12 protein-coding genes are annotated in these 13,915 nt (G+C 68.1%); 7 read left to right on the top strand and 5 right to left on the bottom strand.

The window, feature by feature from the left end; genetic code table 11:
* Window positions 1-270: 270 nt before the first annotated feature.
* From serS to HMUK_RS03560, 3 genes are all read left to right on the top strand, one after another.
* Window positions 271-1,656, top strand: a complete 1,386-nt coding sequence (gene serS, locus HMUK_RS03550; protein ID WP_015761723.1) for a serine--tRNA ligase — start codon at window positions 271-273, stop codon at window positions 1,654-1,656.
* 137 nt (window positions 1,657-1,793) lie between these two features.
* Window positions 1,794-2,273 (top strand): Lrp/AsnC family transcriptional regulator, encoded by a 480-nt coding sequence (locus tag HMUK_RS03555; RefSeq protein WP_015761724.1) that lies wholly within the window; start codon window positions 1,794-1,796, stop codon window positions 2,271-2,273.
* A 296-nt stretch (window positions 2,274-2,569) separates the two neighbouring features.
* Window positions 2,570-4,720: an amino acid transporter gene (locus HMUK_RS03560; RefSeq protein WP_015761725.1), complete on the top strand. Its 2,151-nt coding sequence runs from the start codon at window positions 2,570-2,572 to the stop codon at window positions 4,718-4,720.
* A gap of 83 nt (window positions 4,721-4,803) precedes the next feature.
* Here the strand turns inward: HMUK_RS03560 and HMUK_RS03565 are convergent, their stop codons facing one another.
* Window positions 4,804-5,136, bottom strand: coding sequence for a nuclear transport factor 2 family protein (locus HMUK_RS03565; protein ID WP_015761726.1), 333 nt, complete (start codon window positions 5,134-5,136; stop codon window positions 4,804-4,806).
* A gap of 123 nt (window positions 5,137-5,259) precedes the next feature.
* A complete protein-coding gene (locus tag HMUK_RS03570) occupies window positions 5,260-6,813 on the bottom strand; it encodes a redoxin domain-containing protein (protein WP_015761727.1) in 1,554 nt (517 codons plus the stop codon).
* An 89-nt stretch (window positions 6,814-6,902) separates the two neighbouring features.
* Here HMUK_RS03570 and HMUK_RS03575 point away from each other — a divergent pair, with 89 nt between their 5' ends.
* The gene (locus tag HMUK_RS03575) at window positions 6,903-7,412 is read left to right on the top strand and encodes a DUF367 family protein (RefSeq protein ID WP_049940867.1); all 510 of its coding nucleotides are present in this window, start codon (window positions 6,903-6,905) and stop codon (window positions 7,410-7,412) included.
* A 67-nt stretch (window positions 7,413-7,479) separates the two neighbouring features.
* Here HMUK_RS03575 and HMUK_RS03580 read toward each other — a convergent pair whose 3' ends face one another.
* Window positions 7,480-8,523 (bottom strand): enolase-like domain-containing protein, encoded by a 1,044-nt coding sequence (locus HMUK_RS03580; RefSeq protein WP_015761729.1) that lies wholly within the window; start codon window positions 8,521-8,523, stop codon window positions 7,480-7,482.
* An 86-nt stretch (window positions 8,524-8,609) separates the two neighbouring features.
* Between HMUK_RS03580 and HMUK_RS03585 the strand changes: the two genes are divergently transcribed.
* Window positions 8,610-9,752: a matrixin family metalloprotease gene (locus tag HMUK_RS03585; protein WP_126967147.1), complete on the top strand. Its 1,143-nt coding sequence runs from the start codon at window positions 8,610-8,612 to the stop codon at window positions 9,750-9,752.
* 248 nt (window positions 9,753-10,000) lie between these two features.
* Here the strand turns inward: HMUK_RS03585 and hisG are convergent, their stop codons facing one another.
* A complete protein-coding gene (gene hisG / locus HMUK_RS03590) occupies window positions 10,001-10,849 on the bottom strand; it encodes an ATP phosphoribosyltransferase (RefSeq protein WP_015761731.1) in 849 nt (282 codons plus the stop codon).
* Window positions 10,850-10,949: 100 nt separating this feature from the next.
* Window positions 10,950-11,480 (bottom strand): hypothetical protein, encoded by a 531-nt coding sequence (locus HMUK_RS03595; protein ID WP_015761732.1) that lies wholly within the window; start codon window positions 11,478-11,480, stop codon window positions 10,950-10,952.
* Between the two features lie 158 nt (window positions 11,481-11,638).
* Between HMUK_RS03595 and HMUK_RS03600 the strand changes: the two genes are divergently transcribed.
* Window positions 11,639-12,937 carry an amidohydrolase gene (locus HMUK_RS03600; protein ID WP_015761733.1) on the top strand — a complete coding sequence of 433 codons (1,299 nt, stop codon included), beginning with the start codon at window positions 11,639-11,641 and terminating at the stop codon, window positions 12,935-12,937.
* 138 nt (window positions 12,938-13,075) lie between these two features.
* Window positions 13,076-13,891, top strand: a complete 816-nt coding sequence (locus HMUK_RS03605) for an ICP22 family protein (protein ID WP_126967148.1) — start codon at window positions 13,076-13,078, stop codon at window positions 13,889-13,891.
* Window positions 13,892-13,915 lie beyond the last annotated feature (24 nt).

Consider the following 13,915-nt stretch of genomic DNA (forward strand, 5'->3'; position numbering starts at 1 on the left):
TTCGCTCGCCAGTGGCTCGCGAAGACCTCTCACAGTGCCGTCGCTCGACGGAGCGAGCGACAGCGCGCGCCACGTCGTTGCTGTGAGCATCCGGGCGACCGAGCGGTCCGAAGGACCCGGAAGGTCGCCCGGTTCACCGCGAGCGCGCCGAAGGCGCGACTCGCGGCCTTTTTCGCCCACGTTTTTGCGCAAGCGGTGCGCCGGAGGCGCACCCGCAGCGGAAAAAGGTGGATCGGAATGATTAGGGCCGGGCGTGGACAACCGCCGTCCATGTTGAGCAGACAGTTCGTCCGTGAGAACGCCGAGATGGTCCGAGAGGCCATCGAGCAGAAGGGCGTCACGGGCGTCGACCTCGACGAGATCCTGCGGATCGACGCGGAGTGGCGCGAGCTGAAGGCGGAGGGCGACGACCTGCGCCACCAGCGCAACGAGGTCTCCAGCGAGATCGGCGAGTACAAGCGCGAGGGCGAGGAGGAGAAGGCCCAGGACGCCATCGAGCGCTCGAGCGAGCTGAAAGCGGAGCTCCAGCGCGTCGAGGACCGCGCCGACGAACTCGAAGCGAAGCTGGAGGCGCGCCTGCTGGAGATCCCCAACGTCCCTCACGAGTCGGTGCCGGTCGGCGAGGGCGAGGACGACAACGTCGAGCGCTACCGCGAGGGGTTCGACGACCTGCGGACCCTGCCCGAGGACGTGGTCCCTCACTACGAGCTGGGCGAGCGACTCGACATTCTGGACTTCGAGCGCGGCGCGAAGGTTTCGGGCGGCGGCTTCCAGTTCGTCAAGGGCGAGGGCGCACGGCTGGAGTACGCGCTGATCCAGTTCATGCTCGACGTACACCGCGAGCAGGAGTACATCGACGTGTTCCCGCCGCTGCCGGTCAACAGCGAGTCGATGCGTGGGACCGGCCAGCTGCCGAAGTTCGCCGAGGACGCCTACCGCATCGAAGCCCGACAGGACGACGAGTACGACGACGACGACCTGTGGCTGCTCCCGACCGCGGAGGTGCCGGTGACCAACATGTACCGCGATGAGATCCTGCTGGACGACGACCTCCCGATCAAACACCAGGCGTTCTCGCCGAACTTCCGGCGCGAGGCCGGCGAACACGGGACCGAGACCCGCGGGTACGTCCGCGTCCACCAGTTCAACAAGGTCGAACTCGTGAACTTCGTCCGGCCGGAGAACAGCTACGAGCGTCTCGAAGGACTGCTCTCCGAGGCCGAGGAAGTGCTCGACCGCCTGGACCTGCCCTACCGCGTGCTGGACATGTGTACCGGCGACATGGGGTTCACCCAGGCCAAGAAGTACGACATCGAGGTGTGGGCACCCGGCGACGACATGGACGACGGCCCCGAGGAGGGCGGGCGCTGGCTGGAGGTGTCCTCGATCTCGAACTTCGAGGACTTTCAGGCCCGGCGCGCGGGCATCCACTACCGGCCCGAGCGCCACGAATCGGCGGAGTACCTCCACACGCTCAACGGCAGCGGCGTCGCCGTCCCGCGGGTGATGGTCGCAATCATGGAGTACTACCAGAACGACGACGGCACGATCACCGTCCCCGAACCGCTCCGGCCGTACATGGGCGGTCAGGAAGTCATCGAAGGCCACGAGCCCGTCGGGGAGAGCGCCGTCGGCGAAGGCGACGGCGACGACTGAGGCGGTCGTCCGAGCGTCCGGTAGGGGAGGCCGGCGACGAGCGAGCCCGCTGGCGGCGTCGAGTGGGAGTCGGGATCGGAAGCTGACGCCGCTGTGACGGGGAATGCCTATTTGTATCCGGTCCGTGACCGAAACGCATGACGCTCGAAGGACTCGACGAGCTGGACAAAAAGATCATCCACGAACTACAGACCGACGCGCGTCACACGTCTTCCGGAACGATCGCCGACGCGGCCGACGTCTCGGCCAGCACGGTCCGAAACAGGATCCAGCGACTGGAACAACAGGGCCTCATCAGCGGGTACCACGCCGACGTGGAGTACGAGAGCGCCGGCTACCAGCTGTACACGCTGATCATCTGTACCGCGCCGGTCCCCCGGCGAGAGGAGCTGGCCGAAGCGGCCCTGGAAGTGCCGGGCGTCGTTCGCGTGACGGAGGTCATGACCGGCGAGGAGAACGTCCACGTCAGCGTCGTCGGGGCGGACGGCGACGATCTCAGCCGCATCGGCCGGGACCTCGACGAACTCGGGCTGGAAGTCGCCGACGAGGACCTCATCCGAAACGAACACGTGGACGCGTTCGACGGGTTCGACGCCGACTGTGAGGACAGGTCGTAAACATAGATACAGTAAATCTATCGAATCGTCAATTACATCGGCTAGCTTATTGGCGTCCGTCTGTAACGGCCGGATAACGTGGACACCCGGAGGGACAGGGTGTCGATACAGTAACACATGATTCGACAGTCACCACCCAGTCACACTCGCACAGCAGTCGCGCTCGAACCGTCGGCCCCCGTCGACGGTCGGTCACTTGTCGCGCGGGCCGAGGCGACCGATCCCCCGCCGGGAGTCCGGACGGCCGGCATCGCGGAGTCCGACCGAGCGCGCAATGGCGGGACACGACGAGACAGATGAAACAGCTGGAACGGGACCTCGGACTCCCGACCGTCCTGGCGATCAGCGTCGGCGCGATGATCGGCAGCGGGATCTTCATTCTCCCGGCGCTGGCGCTCAAGACGGCCGGTCCCTCGGTCGTGCTCGCCTACCTGCTCGCGGGGATCCTCGTCGTGCCGGCGGCGCTGTCGAAGTCGGAGATGGCGACGGCGATGCCAGAGGCCGGCGGGACCTACCTCTACATCGAGCGCGGGATGGGGCCGCTGTTCGGAACGGTCGCGGGCGTCGGCACGTGGTTCTCGCTGGCGTTCAAGGGCGGGCTCGCGCTGGTCGGCGGCGTCCCCTACCTCCTGATCCTGTTCGACCTCCCAGTCAAGCCCGTCGCGCTGGGGCTCGCGGCAGTCCTGATCCTGGTGAACCTCCTCGGAGCGAAACAGACCGGCCGCCTGCAGGTCGCGATCGTCGTGGTGATGCTGGCGGCACTGTCGTGGTTCGTCGTCGGCAGCGGAGGGAGCGTCCAGCAGGCCAACTTCCAGCCGTTCTACGCCGACGGACTGTCCGGTCTGCTGGCCGCGACGGGGCTGGTGTTCGTCTCCTACGCTGGCGTCACAAAGGTCGCCAGCGTCGCCGAGGAAGTCGAGAACCCGGACCGAAACATTCCGCTCGGCATCCTGGGTTCGCTGGCGTTCACGACGCTGCTGTACGTCCTGATCGTGGCGATCATCGTCGGCGTCACCGACGCGGGCGTGGTCGCCGGCTCGGCCACGCCGGTCGCCGAGGCCGCGGCAGCGACGCTCGGTGAGTGGGGGGTCTGGGCCGTGGTGCTGGCGGCGATCCTCGCGCTGATCTCGACGGCCAACGCCGGCATCCTCTCGTCGTCTCGGTACCCCTTCGCGATGGCCCGTGACGGCCTCGTACCGACCTCGCTGGCGGAGGTCAGCGAGCGCTTTGGTACGCCGTCGCTGTCGATCTCGCTGACCGGGATCGTCCTGCTGGCCCTGATCGCGTTCGTCCCGGTCCTCGAGATCGCGAAGCTGGCGAGCGCGTTCCAGATCCTCGTGTTCGTCCTGATCAACGTCGCGATCGTGGCCTTCCGCGAGGGCGAGGGCGACTACGAGCCGAGCTTCGAGTCGCCGCTGTACCCCTGGATGCAGGTCGCTGGCGTGCTCAGCGGCACCGTGTTGCTCACCCAGATGGGACCGGTCGCGATCGTCGGAGCCGTCGTCATCACCGTGGGGAGCGTGCTCTGGTACGTCCTCTACGCCCGGCCCAACGTCGAGCGACAGGGTGCCGCGGCCGACGCGGTCGGGCAGGGGATCGGCGACGCGCTCATCGACGAGACCGAGTCCGCGATGGAGAACGCGCCCTACGAGGTACTGGTCGCGATCACCCGAGAGATGGACCGCGAGCGCGAGGCCGCACTACTGCGGATCGCCGCCGACCTCGTGCGGCCACACGACGGCCGCGTCGTCGCCGTCTGGTTCGAGGAGGTGCCCGACCAGATGGACCTCGAAACGGCCTCCGAGACGCAGTCGCCGGCAGACGTGCAGTTCGAAGAACAGACCGACGACCTCGCTGACGACCTGAACGTCGCCGTCGACGCGGGCGAGATCGTCAGCCACGACACGAAACACGCGATCGTCAACTTCGCGCGCCACCGCGGCGTCGACGCGATCGTCGCGGAGCACGAACACCGGCGGCTCCGCTCGCGCCTGCTCGGTGATCCGGTCGACTGGGTCGTCGACCACGCGCCCTGTGACGTGTTGCTGGTGGACAACAGGGGATACGACCGACCGGAGCGCATCGCGGTCGAGGACGACGGCGGCCCCTTCCACCCCAACACCGTCGCGATCACGGACACGCTGGCCGCCGAGAACGGCGGTCGCGTCGTCTTCAGCGCAGGGGAGGGAAGCGAGAACGGCCCCGGTGTCACGTACCGAGAACAGCTGGCTGACCTGCTCTCGGTCCCGGTCTCGGAGGGCGGCACGGAGACCGCCCAGACCAGACCGGACATGCGGATCCGCCGGGGTGCCGATCATCGACTCCGGGGCTCGCTGTTCGACCGGCGACCCGACGGACCCGCCGACAGCACCGAGATCACGGTCCACGCCCACGAGTCCGAACAGCCGGGGCTGCTACGGCGACTGTTCGAGCGCATCGTGTTCTGACGCTCATACTGCCGGCTGTACGTCTGTGAAGAATTTCGCGAGCCCGTATCGCGAATCTCTTGAAACAGTGACAGCCGGCAGTATCAGGGCTCTGGCGTGTGAGTCCTGATCCGGCCGATCACGCCGTCCTCGAACGCGAACACGTCGACGAACTGCGTGATCTCCGCTCCGTCACTGTTCAGAAGCCGTCCTTCGACCGCGACGGTCGACGCACCCGTGTAGATCGTCGCTATCGGGTGGCTGGTGTCGGTCTGGGGGCGCTCCTCGCGCATGAATCGGACGAACCGCTCGCGGCCCTCGATCGTCCGGTCGGGCCTGTCGTGGACGAAATCAGGGGCGAGTACGTCCGAAAGCAGGTCGTAGTCGTGCTCGTCCAGTGCCCGGTAGTACGCGCGTGCCGTCGCCACCCGATCCATGACTGGCCTCTCGCCGGGCAGCGACGAGAAAGTGGTGGTCCGACGGTCGGACGGTTGGAGACGAGGGGTCGGTCGATCGCACGACGGCGTGTGCTCGAACCGAGAGCACTACGATCCGCCGTATCAGTACCGCTCGCCGTCGTCGTCCGCGTCGTCCTCGGCGAGTTCCTCCTCGGTCGGGATCGCGGCCATGTCCTCGTCGCTGGCCCCGTCCGGTTCGTCGAGTTCGTCCGTCTCGTCGAGGTGGTCCCGTTGGTCCGGACCGTCGTCGAGCGACGCTCCCCCGTCGTCATCGTCGAGTGCGGCCCCGTCGCCCGATCCCCCGCCGGGTTCCAGCGAGCCCGATCCCGGCGGCGGAACGTCCGCCTCGTCCGGGTCGAGCGAGGGCGTGTCGGGCGTAGAGTCCGCTCGCTCCTCGTCCGGGCCGTCCGCCCGCGAGCCCTCCCCTGCCGACTGGCCCGTCTCCAGGTCCGCTTGGAGTTCGGCCGGATCGTCGTCGCCCCCGGCGTCACCGTCGTCGGCGTCCGGGGGTGCGTCGACCATGCTCGTCGGCGTCTCCTCCAGGTCCCCACCGGTCGGGTCGTCGGGCTGGTTGGCGGTCAGCTCCGCCTCGATCTCCTGGAGTTCGTCGTCGTCGATCTCCTCCTCGCCGCCGGCCTCGTCGCTCGACCTCTCGCCAGCCGGAGTGTCGTCGAGCGACGGCGCGTCGGCCTCCGGGCCGCCGGTCGCGGCCTCGTCGATGTCGATCGCCAGCTCGACCTCCGCGTCGTCGTCCTGCGGGAGGATGCTCTGGGCGTCGTCGGCGTCGAGGTCCGGCGGCCAGTCGTCGGGATCGATCGGTTCGCCGATGTCGCGGGCGGTCTCCAGCGGTCGCTCGGCGTCGTCCCGGAGCCGCTGGCCCGCCGCGCCGGCACCGCTGGAGTACTCGCTGGCCGACTCCGAGAGCCACTCTGCGGCCTGCCAGAGCGCGGTCGCCTTCTCCTCGGCGCGCTCGTAGTACGTCGACAGGTCCGCGTCGTCGACGAACCGAACGGCGCTGTCGAAGTGGTCGGCGGCCTCCTCGAAGGCCTCCTGTGCCCGCCCGAAGTCAGACTGAGCGAGCATCCACTCCGAGTCCTGGTAGGACCCCATGGCGCTCGTGAACGCTCGCCGTCCTTCGGTGTAGTGGGCGTGACCGACGCGATAGCGGGCGAACGCGGTGTCGTCACCGCCGGTGTCGCCGATCGTGTCCTTGATGGCGTCCACGTCGGGCAGGGCCAGCGGGCTCTGTGTCGACCAGGCGTACCGGACGACGCCGTCGTGGTCGACGACGAACACCGCCCGTTCGATCAGGGCCTGGCCGACGGCGTCCTCGAAGGTGACGCCGTACTCTCTGGCGACCTCGCGGCGCGTGTCCGACAGCAGCGGGACGTGCAGGTCGTACGCCTCGGCGAAGGCGGCGTGGCTGTACAGCGTGTCCGCGCTGATTCCCAGCACGCTCACGTCTTTCTGCATCGTGAACAGGTCGAGTTCGTCCAGGTCCGACTCCTCGTCACAGGCCGGGTTGAAGTCGCCGGGATAGAACGCGAGGATGACCACGTCCTCGCCGAGGTACTCGTCGAGCGCTACCCGCCGGTGTTCGCCGTCGACGACGGCCGGCAGCTCGAACCGCGGCGCTTCGTCGCCCTCGGAAATCACTGCGGAAGAGTTTCTCGTTCGGCTACTTAACTGTATGTCCAAAATCGAAGCTCGTGGCGCTTATGTCGGCTGACGGCCTACGAGCGGCCGTGGAACTACACGTCCGGTACGAGGGCGACGACGATCCCGACAAGTGCAGCGCCCGACGGCTCGCACAGTTCGACGAGACCGAGTTGCACCGCGCGACCCGGTCGACGCCGCCGGGGATCGTGCTGAACCCCTTCGCCGACCAGGCCCTCTCACCCGCGGATCGGGCGGGCTCCGGCTCTCGCACCGACCGAGTGGTGGCACTGGACTGCTCGTGGGAGACCGCCGAGCGGGAGGCGTTCGACCTCGAAGGGCTCCACCGGTCGCTGCCGTTCCTCGTTGCCGGCAACCCGGTCAACTACGGCACCGCCTTCCAGCTCAACACGGTCGAAGCCTTCGCGGGGGCGCTCTGTATCCTCGGCGAGCGCGACCACGCCGAGCGGTTGCTCGAACACTTCAGCTGGGGCCACACCTTCCTCGAACTCAACGAGGAGCCACTGGAGCGGTACGCCGCGTGTGCGGATTCGAGCGAGGTCGTCGCCGTCCAGGACGACTACCTGGCCGAGGAGTGAGGGATCGACGGGGGGAGGCGGGTTCGGCGAGGACAGCACAGCCACACGGCCGCGACGCGTCCGATCCTCACCAGCCGAAGCCGCGACGCGCCGTCGGTTCGAGCGGGCTCGACGGGAGCCCCGCCTGTGGCTCGGGTGCGTTGTACTCGCCCGGGGCCACGTCGTTTGGTGCCCCTGGGTAGCACAGCGACGCCAGCGCCTGGATCTGCCCGCGGCCGACGCCGAGTTCGAACTGTCCGCCGCCGTACAGCTCGATGCCGCGTTGCTCGCAGTAGGCGATCGACTCCAGCAGCGACTCGACGGTACCAAAGCGGGAGGGCTTGCAGTTGAGCCACGACGGTTCGACGGGCAGCGCCTCGATGCTGGCGATGCCCGTGATCGGGTAGTCCCAGCTCAGCCGCTCCTCGCAGCCCTCGAACACCGGTCGCGTCTCGTCGGTGATCGCGGCGTCCTCGACGACGGCGTCGGGCAGCCCCTCGGCGACGCGCCGATAGAACTCGGCGTCGACCGGCGTGTCCACGTCGGTCCCCTCGTAGTAGGCCTTCAGGTCGACGACGCGGACCGCGTCGGTCGCCGCGAGCCCCTCGATCAGCGCGGTGTCCCAGTCGAGCGTGGGGTCGAGCTTGAACTCGATGTCGGGGTCGATGTCGAGCCACGCCTCGACGCGGTCGGTCGTCGGCCGTCCGTCGCCGTCCTCGCTCAGGCGCGTCGAGACCACGAATCGGACGGGATCGTACGTCCGATCGAGCGCGTCCCCGAGCGTCCGGCCGGCCTGTTTCAGCGCCAGGTCGAGCGACGCGCTCTCGAAGGCCCAGCGCCGGTAGTGACGGGCGGCGTCTCGCGTCGGCGGCTCGGGCCACAGATCGATCTCGTCCAGCCGGTCGGAGAACGAATCCAGCGTGTACTCGCCGGCCAGATCGGCCGTGAGCGCGTGCATGGAGTCGTGATCCTCGGGCTCGTAGGTCACGTCCTCCCCGCGCCCGACCTCGCCGTCGCCGTGGAGCGCGACCGTCGTCGTTCGGCGCGTGAACCCACTGGAGGTGTCGCGGCGACGATCGGCCAGCTCGTACTCGTCGACGGTCAGATCCAGGTCGGCGACCCGCTCGTACATACCACTCCTTGGTCGCGGGGCGAAATAAATGGCCGGCAGCGAGTGGCCGAGTGACTTACAAGAGCGGCGACGCAGTGGTGAATACGATGTCGCGTACAGCTGCCACCGTGGTCGTGGTCGTCCTCGTGACCCTCGCGGGCTGTAGCGGGCTGCTGGTCCCGGAGGACGCCGCGCCGACGGTGAGCGAGACGGAAACGCCGACCGCCGTCGAGTCCCAGACCGCCACGCCGACCGCAACCGAGACGGAGACGCCCGCTTCGACGCCGACAGCCACCCCATCGCCGACAGAGACGGCCACTCCATCGCCGACAGAGACGGCCACGCAAACGCCGGACGACACGCTCTCGTCGGACAACCCGTGGGGCCAGGAAGTCGTCCCGGTCCGGATCAACGACAGCGCCGACGACGGACGCAACACCACCGCGCTCACGCTCCGGACGATCGACTACTGGAACGCCAACATCGAGCGCTACACCGACTTCGAGTACCGCTTCGCGCTGGCCGAGGACCCCGACGACGCACGCGTCGAGGTCCAGTTCAGGGAGTCGATCGATCGCTGTGACGATCGGGAGACCAACGTCGCGGGCTGTGCGGCGTACCTCCACGAGGGGACGAGGGCCAGAGACCTCGAAGTCGCCGCCGTCGAGAGCCGGGGCTCGAACTCGGGGGTCCTGGCGACGACGCGCCACGAGTTCGGCCACCTCGTCGGCCTGAACCACAGCGACGAGCCCCTGGACCTGATGGCACAGCGCTACGAGGGCGACATCCGCGACGCCACCGACCGGGCGTTCCCGTGGTACGGTGACACCCTCAACGTCGCGGTCGAGCCCGACACCATCGACGGGGACCCGACGGTGGTCCGCGAGCAGGTCCGCCACGCCGTCGAGTACTACGACGACGGAGCCGACGGGACCGTGCCGACGAACGTCAGCGTCGTCGTGAGCGACGACCCCGACTTTGCCGAGGTCGTCGTCACCAACGACAGCGAGCGGGGCTGTACGGTCACCGACGGATCGGGCGGCATCCGCTCGGTCCGGAACCTCGACACCGACGAGCGCGCGGAGCTGTACACCCGAATGGTCGTCTGCGTCGGTCCCGTCGGCGAGGACGCCGTCGGCTGGCACACCGGCTACTGGCTCGGGACGGCGTTCGGGCTGGAGAGCGGCGAGCGCGCCGCGGTGTTCCAGGACGCCAGTTACAGCGAGATCAGGAGCGAGTGGTGGGAGTAGGGTTCCGAGGAGCAGCGGCCGACCAGGGACAGACACTGATACGGATTATTGTAGCGATTTACCGGTGATCGTCTACTCCGTGGCGACGATCACCGGTAAGCAACTACAAGAAACCGTATGAAAGACTCGTTGCACTCGTCTTTCACGCCCCCACTCACTTCGTTCGTCAGGACACCGAAAGGGCGAGCCGAGAGCTTTCGGTGCGTCGGTAGCAATCGCACCCCTCGCCAGAGACCTCCGAGACGAGATTACTCCACGAGCCGTTCGATCTCGGTGACCAGCACGTCGCTCGCGCCCACGTCCTTGAGCGCGGTGATCGTCTCGAACACGTCGGCGTCGTCGACGACGGCGTGGACGGCCACGTCGTCGCTGCCGGCGATGTCCATCACCGTCGGCCCGCCCATGCCGGGCAGGACGTCCTTCACGTCGTCCAGGGCCTCCTCGGGAGCGTTCATCATGAGGTAGCGCTTGCCCTCAGCGGAGATGACCGACGCGAGGGCGGTCTCGACCTGGCCGACCTTCTGGTCGTCGGCGACCTCCTCGCGGGCGAACAGGCGGACCGACGAGTCCAGCACCTCGTCGACGATCTCCAGACGGTTCATCCGCAGGGTCGTCCCCGTCGAGGTGATGTCGACGATGCCGTCGGCGATGTCGACGTGGGGCGTGAGCTCGGTCGCACCCGAGACCTCCGTGATCGAAACGTCCACGTCCATCTCCTCGAAGTACCGGCGCGTGACGTTGGGGAACTCCGTGGCGACGCGACCCCCCTCGAAGTCGTACACCGTCTCGACGGCGTCGTCTTCGGGCGCGGCAAGCACCAGCCGACACGAGCCGAAGTCCAGATCGAGCAGCTCGGTGAGGTTGTCGGGACCGGCCTCTCGGACCTGGTCGAGTCCGGTGATGCCCACGTCGGCCGCGCCGTCGGCGACGTACTCGGGGATGTCGGCGGCGCGGGCGTAGAGAATCGTCACGTCGGGATCGACCGTCTCGGCGTAGAGCTGACGGTCGGCTCCGTCGACGACGTGGAGCCCCGCCCGTTCCAGCAGGTCGACCGACGGATCGTGCAGACGGCCCTTGTTGGGGACGGCGATGCGCATACCGACACCTCGCCGGCCCGCCGCAATTGCTTTTCCCTTCGAGAGAATCGTGTGAGACGGCAGCTCACACGCGGGGAATGGGCCGCGGCGGTTCGTCGAATCACAAATCCCTCGCCAATTCGTCGATCCGGTCGGCTCGGTCATCGGCTGCGCTGTCCCGCTCGATGACTGCCGCCATCGCACGACGGGACGCCGACAGCCTGCTTTCGTCGACATCGAGTTGCTCGACGGTGTCGAGTGCCCGTTCGAGGACGTCGGCAGTCTCCGCCGGCTCCGCGGCGAGCGATCGTGCGCGTGCCGCCCAGAGTGCGTCGGGAGTACCGTCCCCAGCGCGGAGACACCACCGGCAAACGCGTTGGGACAGGGCCACCGCTTGCTGCCCGAATGCGCTGTGGATCGCCGCTTCAGCGTCAGACGGGGCCTCAGCCGTCAGTTGCTCGATTTCGTCGACCCGTGCAGCGAGGATGCTGGCCGCTTCGCGCATGTCGTCGACCGCCGGATCGTCAGTAGCGACCGATTCGAGGCGGTCCGCCAACTCCCGCAGGCGTGCAGCGAGCGTTGCGGTATCCCCTTCCGAACCAGTCTCCCGAAGGCGATCGCAGCACTGCACAACTGCGTGGCGGTCGTTCATAGCAGTGATACAGAGTCTCTCGATTGAAATCCGTTCGGGTGCGCGCACCTTCGCCAGGCCGACGAAGGCTGGCGACGTGTACTGTGACACCCTCGTTCCCGTCCCGCGTCACGAGCGAAGGCGGTGGATTCAGGCACCCGCGGACAGAAGCCCCGAGCATGAGTGAACTCCTCGTTTCCGGCGGGCGGGTCCTCCGACCGGACCTGACCGTCGAACGCGCGGACGTACTGGTCGATCAGGACAGCGGCGACGTCGCGGCCGTCGGCGAGCCCGGCGCGCTCTCCGGCGACGACGAGCTGGACGCCAGCGAGGGACTGGTCGTGCCGGGGCTGGTCAACGCCCACACGCACGTGGCGATGACGCTGTTGCGGGGGTACGCCGACGACAAGCCACTGGACGCGTGGCTGCAAGAGGACATCTGGCCAGTCGAGGCGGAGTTGACCCCGAAGGACGTGCGGGCCGGTGCCGAACTCGGCCTGGTCGAGATGATCAAATCCGGGACGACGGCGCTCTCGGACATGTACTTCCACGTCGACGAGATCGCCGGGGCCGTCGAGCAGGCCGGCCTGCGGGCCGTGCTGGGCCACACCGCGGTCACCGTCGGCAAGGACGAGGCGGACGCACGCGAGGACGTCCAGCAGAGCCTCGACGTGGCCGAGCGCCTCGACGGCGCGGCCGACGGGCGAATTCGGACGACCTTCCAGCCCCACTCGCTGACGACCGTCGGGGAGGAGCTCCTCCGGGAGTTCGTCCCCGCGGCGAACGACGCCGGCCGGCCGATCCACCTGCACGCCAACGAGACGAGCGACGAGGTCGGCCCGATCGTCGACGAGCACGGCAAGCGGCCACTGGAGTACGCCGACGACCTGGGGGTGCTGGGTCCGGACACCTGGATCGCCCACGGCGTCCACGTCGACGAGCGAGAGATCGAGTTGCTGGCCGACACCGACACCGGCGTCGCCCACTGCCCGGCCTCGAACATGAAGCTCGCCAGCGGGATGGCACCCGTCCAGGAGCTGCTCGATGCCGGGGTCACGGTCGGGCTGGGGACGGACGGCGCGGCCTCGAACAACGACCTCTCGATGTTCGACGAGATGCGCGACGCCGCGATGATCGGCAAGCTCGCCGCCGAGGACGCGAGCGCGATGGCGGCAGCGAGCGTCGTCGAGATCGCCACGGCCGGCGGGGCCGAACTGCTCGGGTTCGACAGCGGGCGGATCGAAGCGGGCGCGAACGCCGACCTCGCCGTGGTCGACCTCGACCAGCCACACCTGACGCCGGCCCACGACCTCGTGAGCCACCTCGTCTACGCCGCCAGCGGGAGCGACGTGCGCCACACCGTCTGTGACGGAACGGTCCTGATGCGCGACCGGGACGTGAAACCGTTCGACGAAGCGACTGTCGTCGAGCGTGCAGACGAGCACGCGACGGCGCTGGTCGGGCGCGCGACGGAGTAGCGGCGACCGCCGGGCGGAGTTAAACGACCAGGGGCGTTTTTAAACGTTCTCGCGCAGTCTGAGAGAGTTTCGAACGTCGCCGAACTGACTGAACCGGATTCGGGGTTTATGCCGGTGTTAGCACACGTCTCTGGTACGATGCGCACCGAACTATTCGCACTGGCGATGGCCGTCACGCTGGTCGGGGCCGCAGTCGGCCCCGGCGTCGTGGCGGCCGACGACGAGGCCGGGAACGCGGCGCTGTCGGTCAGTGTCGCACAGGACGAGGACGTGACGATCAGCGTCACGGCAAACGACAGCGCCGTCGAGAACGCCACCGTCGACGTGGGTGGCGAAGAGGGGAGTTCCTACGAGGGAATCGGGTCGTACACGACCGACGACGACGGGGAGGTAGAGCTGGACTCGCCCGAGGCCAACGTGACGATCTCGGTCACCGCGACCGCCGACAACCGGACGGCCACGACGACGGCCGACCTGCTCGGCGAGGAGTACCTCGTCGAGAATCAGACGAGCGCCTTCGGCCAGCAGGTGTCTGCCTACGTCCAGTCGCTGCTGGACGGTGATCGACGCCACATCGGTCCGCAGGTCGCCGCCTTCGTCCAGGCGAACAACCCCGGCAACGCACCCGCCCACGCGGGTCCGCCCGAACACGCCGGTCCCGACCACGAGAACGAGACCGGAGACGACAACGAGACGGCATTCGAGAACGAGACCGACGAGGACGAGCGCGGCCCGCCCGAACACGCCGGTCCCGACCGCGAGAACGAGACTGACGAAGACGAGCGCGGCCCGCCAGAGCACGCCGGTCCCGACGCGGAGGAAGACGCGACCGACGACGAAGCGTCCGAGACCGACGACGAAGCAGAAACTGAGGAGTCGGAAGACGAAGAAGACGGAGCGGAGAGTGACGACGACGGCGGTCCGCCGGACCACGCCAACGCGGGCGGCAACTGATCCCGGTTCGGTAGCGTTTTCAGC

The organism is Halomicrobium mukohataei DSM 12286, assembly GCF_000023965.1.
Classification (GTDB): domain Archaea; phylum Halobacteriota; class Halobacteria; order Halobacteriales; family Haloarculaceae; genus Halomicrobium; species Halomicrobium mukohataei.